This window comes from Candidatus Symbiopectobacterium endolongispinus (assembly GCF_018777385.1).
Lineage (GTDB): Bacteria > Pseudomonadota > Gammaproteobacteria > Enterobacterales > Enterobacteriaceae > Symbiopectobacterium > Symbiopectobacterium endolongispinus.
This window is the reverse complement of sequence record NZ_JAFJYB010000003.1, coordinates 1-16604: the sequence shown is the minus strand read 5'-3', so window position 1 is coordinate 16604 and position 16604 is coordinate 1. Positions and strand designations below refer to the sequence as shown.

The 16604-nt window shown below is 47.7% G+C and carries 15 protein-coding genes, 2 tRNA genes and 9 pseudogenes; 13 read left to right on the top strand and 13 right to left on the bottom strand.

The features are described from left to right. Position 1 precedes the first annotated feature (1 nt). The 7 genes and pseudogenes from JZM30_RS11560 to JZM30_RS11530 form a co-directional block, all read right to left on the bottom strand. The gene (locus JZM30_RS11560) at positions 2-208 is read right to left on the bottom strand and encodes a hypothetical protein (protein ID WP_252318857.1); all 207 of its coding nucleotides are present in this window, start codon (positions 206-208) and stop codon (positions 2-4) included. Positions 209-242: 34 nt separating this feature from the next. Then, positions 243-1079, bottom strand: coding sequence for a DNA adenine methylase (locus JZM30_RS11555; protein ID WP_252318856.1), 837 nt, complete (start codon positions 1077-1079; stop codon positions 243-245). Further along, a pseudogene (locus tag JZM30_RS11550) lies at positions 1076-1288 on the bottom strand (TraR/DksA C4-type zinc finger protein). Before JZM30_RS11550 ends, JZM30_RS11555 begins: the two are co-directional and overlap by 4 nt. Next, complete coding sequence (locus JZM30_RS24735) at positions 1185-1475, bottom strand: DUF2732 family protein (RefSeq protein ID WP_438801508.1); 291 nt, start codon at positions 1473-1475, stop codon at positions 1185-1187. The pseudogene JZM30_RS11550 and the gene JZM30_RS24735 overlap by 104 nt, the downstream one beginning before the upstream one ends. Before the next feature lie 124 nt (positions 1476-1599). After that, a pseudogene (locus JZM30_RS23935) lies at positions 1600-1991 on the bottom strand (DUF5347 family protein). Between the two features lie 271 nt (positions 1992-2262). Beyond that, positions 2263-2454: a hypothetical protein gene (locus JZM30_RS11535; RefSeq protein ID WP_252318854.1), complete on the bottom strand. Its 192-nt coding sequence runs from the start codon at positions 2452-2454 to the stop codon at positions 2263-2265. Between the two features lie 41 nt (positions 2455-2495). Further along, positions 2496-2789: a hypothetical protein gene (locus JZM30_RS11530; RefSeq protein ID WP_252318853.1), complete on the bottom strand. Its 294-nt coding sequence runs from the start codon at positions 2787-2789 to the stop codon at positions 2496-2498. A gap of 31 nt (positions 2790-2820) precedes the next feature. Here JZM30_RS11530 and JZM30_RS11525 point away from each other — a divergent pair, with 31 nt between their 5' ends. After that, a complete protein-coding gene (locus JZM30_RS11525; RefSeq protein ID WP_252318852.1) occupies positions 2821-3069 on the top strand; it encodes a hypothetical protein in 249 nt (82 codons plus the stop codon). A gap of 182 nt (positions 3070-3251) precedes the next feature. Here JZM30_RS11525 and JZM30_RS11520 read toward each other — a convergent pair whose 3' ends face one another. From JZM30_RS11520 to JZM30_RS11510, 3 genes are read right to left on the bottom strand one after another with little or no spacing between them, the layout of a single operon-like run. Then, positions 3252-3509: a hypothetical protein gene (locus JZM30_RS11520; RefSeq protein WP_252318851.1), complete on the bottom strand. Its 258-nt coding sequence runs from the start codon at positions 3507-3509 to the stop codon at positions 3252-3254. Beyond that, a complete protein-coding gene (locus JZM30_RS11515; protein ID WP_252318850.1) occupies positions 3478-3690 on the bottom strand; it encodes a hypothetical protein in 213 nt (70 codons plus the stop codon). Before JZM30_RS11515 ends, JZM30_RS11520 begins: the two co-directional genes overlap by 32 nt. 28 nt (positions 3691-3718) lie before the next feature. Then, positions 3719-3922: a DNA-binding protein gene (locus JZM30_RS11510; protein WP_252318849.1), complete on the bottom strand. Its 204-nt coding sequence runs from the start codon at positions 3920-3922 to the stop codon at positions 3719-3721. Between the two features lie 464 nt (positions 3923-4386). On the opposite strand from JZM30_RS11510, the gene JZM30_RS11505 reads away from it, so the two are divergent. The 4 genes and pseudogenes from JZM30_RS11505 to JZM30_RS11490 all read left to right on the top strand — a co-directional run bounded on the left by JZM30_RS11505 (position 4387) and on the right by JZM30_RS11490 (position 6792). Beyond that, positions 4387-4773, top strand: a complete 387-nt coding sequence (locus JZM30_RS11505; protein WP_286673573.1) for a helix-turn-helix domain-containing protein — start codon at positions 4387-4389, stop codon at positions 4771-4773. 9 nt (positions 4774-4782) lie between these two features. Further along, positions 4783-5413, top strand: a pseudogene (locus tag JZM30_RS11500) (hypothetical protein). A 27-nt stretch (positions 5414-5440) separates the two neighbouring features. Continuing rightward, positions 5441-5686, top strand: a complete 246-nt coding sequence (locus JZM30_RS11495) for a DUF8087 domain-containing protein (protein ID WP_252318846.1) — start codon at positions 5441-5443, stop codon at positions 5684-5686. Between the two features lie 81 nt (positions 5687-5767). Next, positions 5768-6792: pseudogene (locus tag JZM30_RS11490) on the top strand (phage integrase). A gap of 104 nt (positions 6793-6896) precedes the next feature. On the opposite strand, the gene JZM30_RS11485 reads toward JZM30_RS11490, so the two are convergent. Then, a tRNA-Leu gene (locus JZM30_RS11485) sits at positions 6897-6983 on the bottom strand. Positions 6984-6989: 6 nt separating this feature from the next. Next, positions 6990-7063: transfer RNA gene (locus JZM30_RS11480), tRNA-Cys, on the bottom strand. Positions 7064-7171: 108 nt separating this feature from the next. Here JZM30_RS11480 and JZM30_RS11475 point away from each other — a divergent pair. The 4 genes and pseudogenes from JZM30_RS11475 to JZM30_RS11460 all read left to right on the top strand — a co-directional run bounded on the left by JZM30_RS11475 (position 7172) and on the right by JZM30_RS11460 (position 10350). Continuing rightward, positions 7172-7396, top strand: a complete 225-nt coding sequence (locus tag JZM30_RS11475) for a hypothetical protein (protein WP_252318845.1) — start codon at positions 7172-7174, stop codon at positions 7394-7396. A 373-nt stretch (positions 7397-7769) separates the two neighbouring features. Continuing rightward, a pseudogene (locus JZM30_RS11470) lies at positions 7770-8125 on the top strand (YdiL family protein). 9 nt (positions 8126-8134) lie between these two features. Then, positions 8135-8648: pseudogene (gene aroL / locus JZM30_RS24335) on the top strand (shikimate kinase AroL). Between the two features lie 454 nt (positions 8649-9102). After that, on the top strand, positions 9103-10350 hold the full coding sequence (locus JZM30_RS11460) for an MFS transporter (protein ID WP_252318843.1): 1248 nt from the start codon (positions 9103-9105) through the stop codon (positions 10348-10350). A 39-nt stretch (positions 10351-10389) separates the two neighbouring features. Here JZM30_RS11460 and JZM30_RS11455 read toward each other — a convergent pair. Continuing rightward, positions 10390-11289 (bottom strand): annotated as a pseudogene (locus tag JZM30_RS11455) (LysR family transcriptional regulator). A gap of 617 nt (positions 11290-11906) precedes the next feature. Between JZM30_RS11455 and JZM30_RS11450 the strand changes: the two are divergent. From JZM30_RS11450 to JZM30_RS11435, 4 genes and pseudogenes are all read left to right on the top strand, one after another. Further along, positions 11907-13142: pseudogene (locus JZM30_RS11450) on the top strand (MFS transporter). 131 nt (positions 13143-13273) lie between these two features. Continuing rightward, positions 13274-14140, top strand: a complete 867-nt coding sequence (ydiB, locus tag JZM30_RS11445; RefSeq protein ID WP_252318842.1) for a quinate/shikimate dehydrogenase — start codon at positions 13274-13276, stop codon at positions 14138-14140. A 51-nt stretch (positions 14141-14191) separates the two neighbouring features. Next, positions 14192-14951, top strand: a pseudogene (aroD, locus tag JZM30_RS11440) (type I 3-dehydroquinate dehydratase). 76 nt (positions 14952-15027) lie between these two features. Continuing rightward, positions 15028-16604, top strand: a 1577-nt coding sequence (locus tag JZM30_RS11435) for an acyl CoA:acetate/3-ketoacid CoA transferase (RefSeq protein ID WP_252318841.1), incomplete at its 3' end; no start/stop codon positions are given.

The window sequence follows — 16604 nt, the reverse complement described above, 5'->3', positions numbered from 1 at the left end:
TTCACCATCCTCTTTGCACTCTCATGACGGCACACAGGCTGTGATCGCCCTCAACATCATGCTTACTGACATGTCTGGCTCGAAACTGTCGGCCATTTTTTAATGTAATGAAGAACTCTCCCTCACTGACTATCGAGGGAAAGGAATAAGCGATAGCATCACTGTCTACCGTGATTTTCCTGCCGTTAGCCTCAAATGTGACAATCATCAAATTTTACCTCCGCAAGATAACATGCCACCACCTACCCACTGGCGCCGGGAGCGGACAGCGTGGCAATCACTTCCACAGCTTTACCACGACTGACCCCCTTGGCGGCGAGGCTGTAACAGGCGTGCGTGTAGTGAGACGTAAAGCCCGCATAGGCGGCGTGCGTCCTGGGGGTATCACTGCCGGAGAGCACAACGGGCGCACCGCGCCGCTGGTTGACCTCTATCAGAGCATCAGCCAGTGCCTGATGCGCTTCGTCCCGAAACGGCGTGATGTAATAACCGGTGAAACCGGCTTTGTCTTCCTGAGGGAAATAATAAGGCGGATCGGCATAGACTGCACAGTGCTCGTCCACATGAAACGCCAGCGCTTCCTCAAAGGGCAGGCAGACAAACCGGGTGTGTGTATCGCGCGCCTTTTCGGCGAACAGGCGGATTTCCGCTTCAGGGAAATACGGCTTTTTGTAACAACCATACGGGACGTTAAATTCACCACGCAGGTTGTAGCGGCACAGACCGTTGTAGCCATGGCGATTCAGGTACAGGAACACGGCAGCTCGCTCAAGGCTCTTAGTTACCCGCCATTGTCTGAAATCAGTGCGGTATTGGTAATAGTCAGTAGAGGTGTTGGCGCGTCTGAATAGCGACAGCACTGCCCGTATAACGCTTTCAGGACTATCAACGACCGCCTGGTAGAAATTGATAAGATCCGGGTTAATGTCCGCCAATACATAGCGACGGTGATCGGTATTGAGAAAAACCGATGCGCCACCCACAAAGGGTTCAACTAGGCAGTCAGCCGTTGGCAGTAAAGGGCTTAAGTGTGGCATCAGGCGAGATTTGCCGCCTGCCCATTTCAGGATCGGTCTCATGCTTTCCTCCTGTCGTATCTGTTTTTGCGCTCATTGCTTTCCTGGCAGGTCACGCAGTACTGCACACCCGGAACAGCCCGGATGCGAGCTTACGGGATGCGTGCATCACATCGGGCACAGCACGCCCTTGAAACCGCCCTGGTTCTGGAGAGTGCGCGGCAGATATGGCGCTGACGCGCCTCTTCCTCGAGCCACTGGATAACATCCATTGCATCGGGCATCAGCATCTCTCCTGCGCGTCGCTCTGGATGTTCTGCGCGACATCTCGCAGCAGTCGGCAGCATCCGTGCTGGTGAGTTTGTAACGTGTTATATGCACAGCCAGTTTTTCAAGACGGGCCGCGAACACGTCAGCACGCCCCCGGCGCCCTTCCATCCGGGCCTCAGTCAGCAACATGTCAAGGCCGGTGTTGTCCGGTAAGGTTCTGGTGTTGCGGGTTTCAGTCTTTCGCATTGTCATTTCCCCTGTATTTGGGCAATAAACCGCCCGGCGGGTTTACGCCATTGATTTCTGCCGCGAATTAAACCAGCAAGGTCAGTCGTTCAGGAAATAAGCTCACTATCACCCGAAAATGGTTCATGGCAATAATCAGAGCCTTTTTTTCCTGGTCGGACATTTCCACTACGTCAACACCATGCCGGGCCTTTTTTATTCCTGCGAGATAAAACAGTGCGGAAAGCGCCCGATCATTCTGCTCATGTTTTGCGTCATGCTTATCTCGCATGTCAGCAAGAAAGCGGGCCAGATCTTTATCTATAATCGCGTGTGGCACAGAGCGATTTTTTTATTCTGCTGTTGTACTCTTTTGTTTATTTCCCGCATTTCGGCGCGAATTTCAGCGATTTTATTCAGACCGCACAGGCGCTGACCGGCGTTAAAGTTGATTGTCATATCAAAATTATTAATAGCCATCGTGCGCGACCTTTCTGTTATTTCACGTGGTTGTTTCGTGTATGCCTTGCCTGATATTTTTTCGCGTATCGCGCACGAAGTGAGTTATTCTTGTGCTGTCTGCTTTCCCTGATATCGATAATGACCGCATAGAGGGAGAGCTGGGGTGCAATAAGTAACAGGAGTACCGGTACTAAATAATCCATCCACCATAAATCTTGCAATATCATTATTTATTATCTCATTGGTTGATTCCGTTAACACTGCTCTCGAGAAAAAATCACAAGAGACGTTAATTGATTAACTCATTTCCCGTCTTGAGCGCCAACGCCACGATGATCTCTAGGTCACGCCCAGAAATAGCCCTGTTGGTGCTTCTGACCTTTTCCTCCGCAAATGTTAAAATATCTGTCGCAAAACATAGCATTTCATCAAGAGTAATCTTGGTATCATTACCCTCATTTTTATTTACTGTATCTGTCATCACCCTGTCCCCGTTATGTCGTTAAGCACCTGAATGTTTCACTATGTCCGGTATATCCTTTTTAGCGCGGTAAAGTTGGCCGCCATGGCCCGGCTGTCGCCGAGTGTAACTCTTTTATTTTTATAACCCCCCCGCATAACGTCCATTTTTAAAATATCTACGGCGGAATTCAGTAACAGGGATACCGTCATTTTTTGTTGCCCCACTCCAGTCTTCCGCGCATTTGTTTTAACCCTATGGCTGATGAAATATTGCCAGGATGTTTCACCACGCCCGGCGCGTGGTTTTGTGGTACTTTCGTCATGCCCACCAGTTCCTTGGCCGAACACGGGCATGATCCTCACCCACAAAAAAGAGATAACCCACATGAACATCGAAGATAAATTCAGCTTTGCTGAGTCATTTGTTGTCTTTGAGGCAGATGCCAAATACATCGGTCAGGCTTATGCGCCGTGCTTTTCTTATAAAGCCAGTGAAAATCCGTTACCGCCTGCCGATGAAATATTGACAGCCCTGACTATTCCTCAGATAAAAAAGCTCATCGCTGATCTTCAAGCCGCTGTTTATGTCGCCGAGCATGAGCATGAATTTCTTGACAAAGCAGGTCGTCATTAAGGCATCCCAAACTTTTAATAATCCCGGCAGCATGATAGCCCGCGTCAAATGTGCTGCTGTCATTGTCTTCGGCCCGGCATTCGCAACTAATAATGCCGCCGCCTCGCGTGAACTTTGTGCGGGTAACAACATGGCCCGGCCCTGAATTCGCCTCGAAAGGGTCTTGAACAGTATTGACGTTTTTATGCTGCATTGGCTGCCCCCTGACCGGTGTAAAACAGCCGGATAACGCTATCAATCTGTTTGGCACTGTCGATATCTCCAGTGGCATAGGCATCGTCCAATGCCTCTTCCAGTTCAATACTCAGCCGGTAGGCGTAATCGTTGGTTAACCACTGGCGCAGTTCGGGCGCGATAGCCGTCGCGTAGCGCAGGTTTGCCCGCTTGGTGCGGTACTCCTGCACGAGTTCATTTATCAATGTGGCGTAGGTCGGTTGCATTGTCTTTCTCCTGCAAACGTTGGCGAGCCTGGCATTCAACGCTAGACCTGTGGGCCATATAGGCTTTGCGCATGGCTTCGGCGCGTTTTTGCTGGATAAGCTCCATCAGCCTGCTGGAGAGCACATAGGGCACGACGCAGGGAAAGCTAAATATGCCCAAAATGAAGATGAAGTTAATCATTGGCGGTGACCTCTTACTGGAAATACCATCAACTGTTTGTAATTGCATCTTTAAGCATGGCAACCATGTTTATTTCAATCTTACCGTCTGACAGTTCTTTAGGCCGAATAATAATTCGCCCGTCTCTCACCATACTACGACAAGTACCAAAGGGTATGCCGGTTACTCTGGCATATTCTTTTAGAGATAAATAAGGAGCTGCAACATTTAAATTTATAGTTACACCTGACATACCTCACCTCTTGGAAATTTCAATTACGTATTCAATACGTCTTAAAATCAGAAATTTTTATTACTGATGGTTTAAAAATCTATTAATTACTTTTGGTGCATTTCAGCTTCTTTGCCATTGCTGCCTTAGGCACCTGAAATTCAGCTTTATAGATCTTATTTGCTCATGGTTAAATTTCCTGTTCGTTCATTTTTTCAGACTTTATTGCATCAAACCCACGTAAAAAAACGACGCGAACCATGTTTGATGCAGGGCGGCATTCAGCCTTTGCCATCTCCTCAATGGCTAAGCGCTCTCCTGGAGATAAACGTAGTGGAAGCGGCCTACCCGCAACCCTGTTTTTCGGGGTGCGTGACCTTTGAACATGATGTACTTGTGTCATAGTGGTATATTGTAATCAGCTAAGTGTCCGTAAAAACATTCTTGATCACATTAGTGATCAAGTCAATATGAGATAATGATTTATGTCGACAATTGGAAGCAGGTTACGAGAGGAACGGGATAAACTAGGTATGAATCAGACTGATTTTGCCAAGTTAGGCGGGCAGTCGAGAGGTTCCCAAGCGTACTATGAACGTGATGAAAGGTCACCAGATGCTAGGTATTTATCAACTCTTTCGAGGCTAGAGGTTGATGTTCTGTATGTTCTCACTGGCAGAAGAACCCCCGATATTGGTGATATCACTAATGATGAAATTGAACTCATCAAACTTTATAGATCTGCACCTTTAGCAGTTAAAGCCGCTGTTCTTGCAGCACTCACCGCTGGTAGCAATGCATCAAATTCAATCCATGTATCAGGTCAAGGTAACCGAGTTGCGGGCAATAACTTCCACGAAAACAAAAAGTAAGGATGTGTTATGACGGTTCATTCTACTGGTGAACAAAACCGCGTCGCAGTTCGTGATTTCAATGAAAATAAGGTACAGATAGATCAATTTGATGGACGCCAAACTATCAACATTGCGATCCCTTCTGAAAAAGAAGATAAGCGCACCCCTCGTAAAAGCCCAACGCAAGGAACTTAACTGCTTAGTAGCTGCAATTGCTGGAGCAGGTGACAATGAAGCGTTCGTTATCTGGCAAAAAGTACATGCGGAAATTGGTATCGCCAGCATTGAGGATATGACCGTGAACCATTACCAAGCGGCAGTGAGCTTCCTTCAGGCTATGCTTGACAGGTGCGAGGAAAAAGACGCCAGCAAAGCTTTGGTCAGCCTCCTGCTTCGCAACAGTGAAGATAGTGAAACCAGACAAAAACTCATTCGCTATTGTCATATTAATTTTGGTACCGGCAGACTGAATGATTTAACTCGCCCCCAGCTTCAACTTGCTTTGTCCTGGTTGGATCAGCAACTCCATGATAACTGCAAGACAAGCACCTTGCTTCTGGCCTCACGGCACAGCATTACAGGTCTTCTTAGAACCCACCCCAAAGAGGTCTGCTTTGTTTTTGTCGTAGGCGCTGTAGTAGGCTCTCTCTTTTTTTAATTACCTAAATTGGAAAAGGATGACGTTATGAGTTCTGAAAATTTAATTCCTCAAGAAGGTCTTTATGTCTCAAAGAAAGACCCATCAATGCGACTCTCTGTTATTGAAGTAATTGAAGTAGATGTGCTTGACAATGAGGAAGAAGATGGTGGCGACAAAGTTTTCTATACAGTCCTTTTTGTGAAAGAAGGGGATGAAGATGATATGTCAGCACAAACATTCGAATATGATCCTGATGAGTGGCAACGTTTTGTAAAAAAATCATCAGCTTGAATACCATTTCTGAAAATGGCTTACCAATTTCTTAGATAGAGAGCTTTAAAAAAATAAAAGGATTTAACAAGGTAGAGATTTATGACAGTCCGTAAACTCCCATCTGGCAAATGGCTCTGCGAGTGTTACCCATACGGCGCAACCGGTAAGCGTATCCGTAAGCAGTTTGTCATCAAAGGCGAGGCGCGCTCTCACGAACGCTGTCTTATGAATAATTTTTCCAATCAAGCGATTAACTATAATGCGGTCACACTTTCGGCGTTCGTGGGGCGCTGGTATGAAATGCACGGTAAAACACTAACCTAAGGTGATGAACGCAAAGTAAAGCTGCTCGCAATCTGTGGGCGCTTAGGGGATCCGCTTACAGCTCATTTTGATAAAAACACTTTTGCGGTATACCGAGAAAGACGTTTAAGCGGTGAATGGAACCAAAAGGGAATAAAGAAACTCAGTGAGGCCACCGTAAACCGAGAGCAATCTTATCCACATGCGGTTTTTCTGAAATGAAACGGCTGGGGGAATGGGAAGGGTATAATCCGCTATCGGGGATCAGGCAGTTTAAGGAGGGGGATCAGGAGCTAGCCTTTCTCTATAAAGAAGAAATTGAGCGCCTGCTTGCAGCTTGTGATCAGTCAGTCAACAAAGATCTAGGCATTATCGTAAGGATCTGCTTGGCGACCGGGGCGCGATGGAGTGAAGCTCAGGACTTGAAGCAATCTCAAATATTGCCTGGCCGTCTCACATACACCCAAACCAAAAGCAAAAAAAACCGAACAGTGCCAATTTCTGATCGGCTGCAACAGATATTACCCAAAAACCGAGGCGCTCTCTTTTCCCCTTCTTATGAGGCTTTCAAAGCTGCACTCAATAGAGCGGGTATTGAATTACCGAAGGGACAACGTACTCATGTATTACGCCATACGTTTGCCAGCCACTTTATGATGCGCGGTGGCAATATTTTAGTATTGCAACAGATTCTAGGCCACAGCACGATCATGATGACAATGCAGTACGCACATTTTGCCCCCGATCACCTTGACGCAGCTATCACATTGAACCCCTTCGATAGCTTGGAAAGTGAAGAATCTAAAGCTGCTAAAAAGTAGCGTCGCCAATACATCGCCACTTAGCAAATAAAAAGCATAAAAACACCGCCTTGACGGCGGCGACCAATAAGGAACAAGATGCTGATTATTATGGTTTTTATTCGTGGTGCCCGGGGCGGGACTTGAACCCGCACAGCTCGTACGCCGAGGGATTTTAAATCCCTTGTGTCTACCGATTTCACCACCCGGGCGAAAATTGGAGGCGCGTCCCGGAGTCGAACCGAGGTAGGCGGATTTGCAATCCGCTGCATGGCCACTCTGCCAACGCGCCTTTATTCTGCCTACTAACCTAAGACTTCAGGTCATATCAATAAGTTTTTACTTATAACTTATTGATAAATAAGATTTTTTCATTTCCGTTTCAGGAATGGACGTTATTATGGACTGGTTACGTGCTGATGGCAAGCCCTTTGTCGCCGGGATAAAACCAAACGCTCAAAAGCTCACCACGGCAGATCATTATTTACAACTCTCGCTGCATTTATCAGCAAAATGGCTGTTTAGTCGGCAAATATTCACCCGCCAGACCGCATGTAACATCATTATCCTGGCTCAGCGTAAATGCCGGACAGCGACAAAAGCGTACAATATCCACCACCAGTAAACCTAGCGACTGGGGGTTGATACTGCACCAGCAATTTCAGTGATGTCGACCAGGTAGCCGCCAGTAACCGTTGCTATGGTTAAGTAACACGTTCAATCATTGCGTAGCGAAAGTTGCTAAGAAAGTCGTCTATGCCATATTGAACACCTGTGGCTGTTCACCCCTCGCCAGAATTGATCAGTCAAGCACCGGTTCTCCCTCTTGGCTGTGTCCAGCTATCACGCGCTGACACAACGCAAAGATCGCGCCAACCTGGATACCACTGCAAATAAACAATGTTGCACAAAATAGTGTGACAATAATCAAGCCGGTAAATAAGCAATAATGTTATTTACTAGCAGCATAATTCGTTGCGTTGTGGAATCGCATTATGATGAATCCTTTAGAGCTACAAGCATTACGTCAACTTTTTTTATGAGTGTTGATGAAGCGGCCACCTATATTGCTAACGGTACTGAAAGCGAAACCTGGCGTTTATGGGAAAGTGGCTCGCAGCCAATACCTTCAGAAGTTATTGACACACTAATGTTGATGAACAAAAAACGTAAGCAACGACTCGATGCGATCATCGAAAAAATCAATAATCGTATCGGGAATAATACTATGCGCTTTTCCCCAGATTATGCTGACTTTCGTACGGTTTATACCGAAGGTGATTATATTGAGTGGAAAATATACCAATCTGTCGCCACTGAACTTTACGCACACAACTTGGAACGGTTATGTTAAGAATAATAGATGACTCATTCGATTATTTTAGTCGGTCCGCGGGCATCCGGTAAAACAACCGTTGGAAAGATGCTGGCAACCCGGCTACATCGGCATTTTATTGACACTGACGATCTGGTACAAAAAAAACGAATAAAACCATCGCACAAATCGTTGATGAGCAAGGCTGGGATCGTTTCCGCGACATCGAAAATCAGATTCTCGAAGACGTTATGTTACGTGATGCCGTGGTAGCAACGGGCGGCGGGATGGTGGTCTCGGAAAAAAACGTTTGTATATGAAAAATAATGGCATTGTGTTTTATCTTGCCACCTCTGCCGAAACCGTAGTAGCACGGCTGAAATCAAACCCAGCGGTCAGCCAGCGTCCCTCACTCACTGGCTTGTCTATTACAGAAGAGATCACCGGTATTATTAAAGAGCGTGATCCCCTTTATCACGAAAGCGCACATTACGTCATTGATGCGAATAAAGAGAAACATGAGGTATTACAACAAATTTACGCACTCTGCATTTCGTTATAACTTCTGGCAACAGAGATAATGCGATGTATTTTTTTACCACCCCCTACTCGCTGGTTGCGAGATAAATCACAAATTAACGATCTTATTGCTCGGGAGAAAATCACAATTTTCCTCAAGGGAATTTAATGAGTACCGCATCATCTACTGTGTGTTACACATCCGTTTCTTTTTCATTGAGTAAATAGAAAGGCATAGCAAGGTTTTAAACATAAAAATTAACATCAATAACATTTATCAGGTATGCCGATAGAAACAATCTATGAATTAATAAAAAAAGGAATTATTCATTTCCCGAAGGGATTGTTAGCATCAAGCAACTTAAAAACCGGCCGCAAATCTGTGGGTTATGTCAATTGAATACGACAGGATACCAAGATAAGACTGGTATTACACATCGGGGCAGGAAAACAGCAGGGTTTCTTTTTCACCCAGGCGTTTTCCCACAAGGCTAACTATGAAAAACAAATATATACCAACCGCCTTCGGATTATATCTCAATTATCTGGTGCATGGCATGGGTGTGATATTAATCAGCCTAAACATGCCACACCTGGAGCAACAATGGCAAACCGACGCCGCAGGGGTCTCTGTCGTCATTTCATCGCTGGGTATTGGCAGACTGAGTTTGCTGCTACTGGCTGGGATGTTGTCCGACCGTTTTGGCCGTAAACCGTTCGTGTATCTGGGAATGGTATGCTGCCTCGGCTTTTTCTTTGGCATTCTCGGTTCGCAAAGCATTGCCGCGGCCTATTGTTTTGGCTTTCTAGCCGGGATGGCAAACAGCTTCCTTGATTCCGGCACCTACCCATCGCTGATGGAAGCATTCCCCTCTTCCCCCAGTACTGCCAACATTTTAATTAAGGCCTTCGTCTCCAGTGGGCAATTCCTGCTGCCAATGATCATCAGCCTGTTGGTCTGGGCAGATCTGTGGTTTGGTTGGTCGTTTATCATCGCGGCTGGCATTATGCTGCTCAACGGCATTTGCCTGTTTCGTTATCTTTTCCCGGCACATCCGGGAAAAGTAGTGCGGGAAAACTTGGCTGCCGAAGCCCCAGTGGTACGCACCATCACGCAACACGCCTGCTCTTTAGTAGATCTCACAAGCTATACGCTGTATGGCTACATCGCCATGGCAACGTTTTACCTTATCAGCCAATGGCTGGCACAATATGGCCAGTTTGTGGCAGGTATGAGTTACACCATGTCAATCAAACTGCTCAGTATTTACACCGTCGGCTCTCTGCTCTGTGTGGTGATCTCCGCCCTATTAGTGAGAAAAACCGTCAGTTCCACCTCGCTGTTGATGCTCTACACGTTTATTTCGTTCGTGGCGCTGCTGGGCGTGTGCCTGTATCCCAGTCCGAACACTGTTATCGTGTTTTCTTTCGTGATTGGCTTCTCCGCTGCGGGAGGGGTGCTGCAACTGGGGCTGACGCTGATGGCGGTACGGTTTCCCCACGCCAAAGGTAAAGCCACCGCGATTTACTACAGCGCCGGCAGTATCGCTACCTTCACGATCCCTCTCATCACCGCCAGACTTTCGCAAACCAGTATTGCCAGCATTATGTGGTTTGATACCAGGGTTGCCGCCGTCGGTTTCCTGCTGGCGCTGTTTATCGGCTATCGTAATCGGAAAACACGCGACAACCTTCTGACAGAGGATGAACTACACGTTAACGATGCGCTGCGTCGTCCATCCTAATACTGCGCCTCTGTGCCCATGCTCCAGGGGAGTTAAGCGCTAAAATTGCAGAGTCTGGCAGGCGATAAAGACAAACTTTTTAAATCCCTGCGCCGCCGCTGATAACATTTTGTCTTTACGCGTAGCCAAATAGATATAGCGCGTTGGACCAGGATCGCGAATACGCATCACATGCAGATCCGAGCGAGAGAGCGTGCTGATGAGAGGCATCACGGCAATACCATAATTGACGCTGACCAATCCTACCATCGCAGTATCTTCTTCAACGTAACAAGCAATTTCCGGGATCAGCTTTTTCTGCATAAACATCTTATCAATAAACTGACTCAGCCCGCTTTTCTGTGAAAAGAAAATAAACGGATAGGCGATGGCTTCTTCCAGCGAGATGTCTTCCTTCGCTTGCTGTGCCAGCGGGTGTTGGCAAGAGGTAACCAGCACCAGTTCCTGGCTCATCAACGGCAAAAACTCTATTTCATTCTCATCCGCCACCAGCGAACAAATAGCCATATCGTATTTATCGGCCCTCAGATCTTCCACCAACGCTGATGTGGTGCCCTGATAAAAGCAGAAGCGTTTGTTGGCATTACCGGGCTGATGGGCAAACCGATCGACCAGGCGCGGTACCACGGTTTCGCCCATGGTGTAGATAAATGCCAGGCTGATCACGTCATCCTGTTGACCACACATCTGGCGTAGTGCCAGCCGGCCATTATCCAGCTCAAGCAATGCATTGTCCACGTAGGGTAAAAAAAGCTTGCCTGCATGGGTAATACGTACATTCCTGCCCGATTTTTCAAACAGCATCACGCCCAGTTCTTTCTACAGTTCAGCAATGGCGTGACTGAGCGACGGTTGCGTAATAAACAGACTTGAAGCTGCTTCGGTATAATGCTGCTTTTCAGCCAAGCGTTTAAAGTAGTGGAGCTGTTTTAAATTCATGACCGACCTCTTGGCAAGGTATCACGGCATCATTCTCACGCAGTGATATAGGTGGATTACCATTGCCAGCATATCCCGCTCTTACTGTTGCAACTGCCCGTCAAGCAAGGGCAATGCAACATTGTTTCGGTGCCGTGCAATATAAGCGGTGCGTCTGTCAGCGCAACAAAAATGCGCAGCGTAACGCAATTGTTAATGAGTAAAAACATAAATCGGACAGGAATGACACTGCATTATAGCATATATACACCACCTGATAAATTGAGGAAATAATACTGTTTGTCAGATCACAAAATAGCGTCTCACCGTGAACACAATGTGATGCACACCCACCTTTTTCCAGACTAGGTTGTTGTAGGACACTTGTGAAATAAAAACATTTCATCAACATCCAATCTCTCCACTTCCTCACATTGCACAGCAATAAAGTTAGCAACTAAAACGGCATATTACGTATTTATTATTATCCGCATTTAATACATTACATAACGAGAATAAAAAATATCCAGTATCGACAATCATTGAAACACAAAAGGTCAGGAAAAACGAAACCACTATCCCTGGTTATGAAAAATATCAACAACAAGCAGAATCATTAACGAAATGCGGAGAAAAGCATGAGCCAGAATAAGGCCTTCAATGCGCCCTTCTTATTAGCCGTCGTCGGTATCTATCTCAGTTATTTTTTACATGGCGTCAGCGTTATTACGCTGGCACAAAATATGACATCCCTTGCGGAGAAATTTGGTACTGACAATGCGGGTATTGCGTACCTGATTTCAGGTATTGGATTAGGTCGATTGGTCAGTATCCTCTTCTTTGGCGTGATCTCTGACAAATTTGGCCGCCGCTCAGTCATCCTGCTCGGCGTCAGCTTATATATTTTGTTCTTCTTTGGTATTCCCGCCAGCCCAAATCTGGTTGTCGCCTTCGACCTGGCCGTATGCGTCGGTGTCGCCAATGCGGCATTGGGTACTGGTGGCTATCCGGCACTGATGGAATGTTATCCCAAAACGTCAGGTTCAGCGGTCATTCTATTAAAAGCCATGATCTCCTTCGGCCAGATGTTATACCCGATGCTGGCCAGCTACCTGCTACTCAGTCACATCTGGTATGGCTATGCCATGATCATCCCCGGAGTTCTCTTCGTCTTGGTATCGTTGCTGTTGCTAAAAAGCAAGTTCCCCGGCCAACTAGTGGATGCCACCATTGCCAAAGAATTACCGCAGATGAATAGCAAGCCGCTTGCCTGGTTGGAAGGAGTTGCCTCTATTATTTTTGGCGTTGCCGCATTCTCCACCTTTTACGTCATTGTGGTCTGGATGCCCAAATATGCCATGGCCTTTGCCGGTATGGCGGAAGCCGATGCGCTGAAAACCATCTCGTATTACAGCATGGGTTCATTGGTGTGCGTATTTATTTTCGCACTCCTGTTAAAAAGCATGGTGCGCCCGGTGTGGGCCAACGTGTTTAATACCGGGGTTTCGGTGATTACCGCCACGATTATTTATCTCTACCCATCACCATTAGTATGTAATGTGGGCGCCTTTGTTATCGGTTTTTCAGCCGCAGGCGGGATATTGTAGCTCGGCGTTTCTGTCATGTCCGAATTTTTCCCAAAAAGCAAAGCCAAAGTCACCAGCGTTTACATGATGATGGGTGGCCTGGCTAACTTCTTAATTCCGCTAATTACTGGATACCTGTCAAAAATCGGTCTGCAATATATTATTTTGCTGGATATTGCTTTTGCCCTGCTGGCTTTTGTTACTGCCATCGTAGTTTTTATTCGCTACTACAAAGTGTTCAAAATCCCGCAAACCGATTTACGGTTCGGCGAACGTTTCTTTCAATAACGATGCCACAAGAATGTGAGTATTGATTTTAAAAACTGAACAGAACGGCAATCGACAGTTTGCGCGATATGCGCCCGCCTATTGCCAGAATAACTGCACCACCTATTATTACCTTGTGTAAGGAGTTTAGAATGGATGTTACCGCAAAATATGAACTGATTGGATTAATGGCTTATCCCATCAGACACAGCCTTTCGCCGGAAATGCAAAACAAGGCGTTAGAAAAAGCGGGTTTGCCTTTCACCTATATGGCCTTTGAGGTAGACAACACCACCTTTGGCAAAGCAATTGAAGGCCTTAAGGCGCTGAAAATGCGCGGCACTGGCGTTTCCATGCCAAATAAACAATTAGCCTGCCAATATGTGGATGAATTAACACCGGCCGCCAAATTGGTCGGTGCGATTAATACCATTGTTAACGATAACGGGTATTTACGCGGTTATAACACTGATAGCACCGGGCATATTCGCGCCATCAAAGAAAGTGGTTTTGATATTCAGGGCAAAACCATGGTGTTGGTCGGTTCGGGCGGCGCATCAACCGCAATTGGTGCCCAGGCTGCGATTGAAGGCATCAAAGAGATCAAACTGTTCAACCGAAAAGATGAATCCTACGAACAGGCAATCGCCTTCGCCAAACGCGTGAATGACAACACCGATTGCACCGTCACTATCAGTGATTTGGCGAACCAGAAAGCTCTCGCCGACTCCATCGCGCACGCCGATATTCTGACCAACGGTACCAAAGTCGGCATGAAACCGCTGGAAGACCAATGCGTTGTGAGCGATATCGCCATGCTGCGCCCTGAACTGTTGGTCACCGAATGCGTTTACAACCCGCATATCACCAAGCTGCTGCAAATGGCCATGGATGCAGGCTGCAAGACCATTGATGACTACGGCATGCTGCTGTGGCAAGGGGCTGAGCAATTCAAGCTCTGGACCGGTAAAGAGTTCCCGCTGGAACACATCAAAAAGGTGATGGGCTTTAACGCCTAAAACACGCCGCGTTATCAGACCGTGTGGCAAAAGATGACGTAAGGGAAAAGCATGAAAACCGTAACCGTAAAAAAATCGGGTGTTTGGCGAAGGCGCACCTAAAATTATCGTCTCGCTGATTGGCAAAGACATCGGTGCCATCAAGTCGGAAGCCCACCATTATCAGGACGGCGACGTTGATATCCTGGAATGGCGCGCCGACCATTTTGATGATGTGGCCTCCATCGCCAGCGTGCTGGAAGCCGTACGCACGCTGCGTGACTGCATTCCCGACAAGCCTCTGCTGTTTACTTTCCGCAGTAAGCAAGAAGGTGGGGAAAAAGCACTCTCTGCCGAAGCCTACATTGCCTTGAACAAGGCGGTAGTGGAGAGCGGGTTTGTGGACATGATCGATCTGGAGCAGTTTACCGGTGATGCGCTGGTGAAAGATACCGTGGCGTTTGCGCATGCTCACGGCGTGAAAGTCATCATGTCCAACCACGATTTCCACAAGACGCCACCGAAAGAAGAGATCGTCAAACGCCTGTACAAAATGCAGGAATTGGGTGCCGATATACCGAAAATCGCCCTGATGCCACAGAGCAAAGACGATGTGCTCACCCTGCTGGCTGCCACGCTGGAAATGCATGAGAAGCACGCTGACCGCCCGATCATCACCATGTCTATGTCAAAAACCGGTGTTATTTCCCGTCTCTCCGGCGAGCTGTTTGGTTCAGCCGCCACCTTTGGTGCACTGAAAAAGGCCTCTGCCCCAGGGCAAATTGCCGTTAAAGATTTGCGCGCCGTGTTGACGGTATTACACCAATCCTGAATAGCGATGGCGCGGCTGTAGCCGTTTGCGCTGCCATAAGCAGCGCACGTTCATTTGCTTATCATGAGGAGTTGCAATGAAACTGGAAAAACCGAAAAGAATTAATGGCCGAGTACCTGTGCTCTCTGCACAGGACGCGGTTAACTACATTCCCGATGAAGCTACCCTGTGCGTATTGGGGGACGGTGGCGGCATTCTGGAAGCCACCTCTCTGATCACCGCCCTCGCCGACCGCTACAAAACCACGCAATCACCGCGCGACCTGTCATTGATCAGCCCAACAGGGTTAGGCGATCGCGCCGAGCGCGGTATAAGCCCGCTGGCACAGGAAGGCTTGGTGAAATGGGCACTGTGCGGTCACTGGGGACAGTCACCGCGTATTTCCGATCTGGCAGAACAAAACAAGATCGTTGCTTACAACTACCCTCAAGGGGTGCTGACGCCAGCGATCCGCGCTTCTGCCGCACACCAGCCTGGCATTTTGAGCAATATCGGTATTGGTACCTTTGTCGACCCACGTCAACAGGGCGGCAAGCTGAATGAAGTGACCAAAGACAAACTGATCAAGCTGGTCGAAATCGATAATCAGGAATACCTGTTCTACAAAGCCATTGCCCCGAATGTCGCCTTTATCCGCGCCACCACCTGCGACAGCGAAGGGTACGCCTCTTTCGAAGATGAAGTAATGTATCTCGATGCGCTGGTGATTGCACAAGCCGTGCACAACAACGGCGGCATCGTGATGATGCAGGTGCAGAAGATGGTTAAAAAGGCCACGCTGCATCCTAAATCCGCACGCATTCCCGGCTATCTGGTCGATATTGTCGTGGTAGATTCAACGCAAACCCAGTTGTACGGCGGTGCACCCGTCAACCGTTTTATCTCCGGCGATTTTGTGCTGGATGACAGCGCAAAAATGGCCATCCCTCTTAACCAACGTAAGCTGGTAGCACACCGCGCTCTGTTCGAGATGCGAAAAGGTGCAGTGGGTAACGTGGGGGTCGGCATCGGTCTGGTGGCTCGCGAAGAGGGATGTGCCGATGACTTCGTGCTGACGGTGGAAACCGGCCCTATCGGCGGGATCACCACACAAGGGGTGGCCTTCGGCGCCAACGTCAATACCCGCGCTATTCTGGACATGACCTCTCAGTTCGATTTTTACCACGGCGGCGGGTTGGATGTTTGCTACCTGAGCTTTTCTGAAATAGACCGACACGGCAACGTTGGCATGCATAAATTCAACGGCAAGATCATGGGCACCGGCGGGTTTATCGATATCAGCGCCACCTCGAAGAAGATCATTTTCTGCGGCACCCTGACGGCGGGCAGTCTAAAAACCGATGTCGGTGACGGCAAGCTGACGATCGTGCAGGAAGGGAAAGTCAAAAAATTCATTCAGGAAATTCCTGAAATCACGTTCAGCGGAAAAATTGCGCTCGAACGCGGTTTGGACGTGCGTTACATCACCGAACGCGCCGTCTTCACCTTAAAAGCAGATGGCTTGCACTTGGTTGAGATTGCGCCCGGCGTCGATCTGGAAAAAGACATTCTGGCACAGATGGACTTTACCCCAGTCATTTCGCCTGACTTAAAACTGATGGATACACGCCTCTTTTTCGATGACGTGATGGGCTTTGTATTGCCAGACGTGTG

Coding starts and splice junctions, on each gene's coding strand:
- ydiB (WP_252318842.1), top strand. CDS start 13,274: ATGGATGTTACCGCAAAATATGAACTGATTGGATTAATGGCTTATCCC.
- JZM30_RS11505 (WP_286673573.1), top strand. CDS start 4,387: ATGTCGACAATTGGAAGCAGGTTACGAGAGGAACGGGATAAACTAGGT.
- JZM30_RS11525 (WP_252318852.1), top strand. CDS start 2,821: ATGAACATCGAAGATAAATTCAGCTTTGCTGAGTCATTTGTTGTCTTT.
- JZM30_RS11520 (WP_252318851.1), bottom strand. CDS start 3,509: ATGCAACCGACCTACGCCACATTGATAAATGAACTCGTGCAGGAGTAC.
- JZM30_RS11530 (WP_252318853.1), bottom strand. CDS start 2,789: ATGCCCGTGTTCGGCCAAGGAACTGGTGGGCATGACGAAAGTACCACA.
- JZM30_RS11475 (WP_252318845.1), top strand. CDS start 7,172: ATGGACTGGTTACGTGCTGATGGCAAGCCCTTTGTCGCCGGGATAAAA.
- JZM30_RS11510 (WP_252318849.1), bottom strand. CDS start 3,922: ATGTCAGGTGTAACTATAAATTTAAATGTTGCAGCTCCTTATTTATCT.
- JZM30_RS11560 (WP_252318857.1), bottom strand. CDS start 208: ATGATTGTCACATTTGAGGCTAACGGCAGGAAAATCACGGTAGACAGT.
- JZM30_RS11535 (WP_252318854.1), bottom strand. CDS start 2,454: ATGACAGATACAGTAAATAAAAATGAGGGTAATGATACCAAGATTACT.
- JZM30_RS11495 (WP_252318846.1), top strand. CDS start 5,441: ATGAGTTCTGAAAATTTAATTCCTCAAGAAGGTCTTTATGTCTCAAAG.
- JZM30_RS11460 (WP_252318843.1), top strand. CDS start 9,103: ATGAAAAACAAATATATACCAACCGCCTTCGGATTATATCTCAATTAT.
- JZM30_RS11555 (WP_252318856.1), bottom strand. CDS start 1,079: ATGAGACCGATCCTGAAATGGGCAGGCGGCAAATCTCGCCTGATGCCA.
- JZM30_RS24735 (WP_438801508.1), bottom strand. CDS start 1,475: ATGTTGCTGACTGAGGCCCGGATGGAAGGGCGCCGGGGGCGTGCTGAC.
- JZM30_RS11515 (WP_252318850.1), bottom strand. CDS start 3,690: ATGATTAACTTCATCTTCATTTTGGGCATATTTAGCTTTCCCTGCGTC.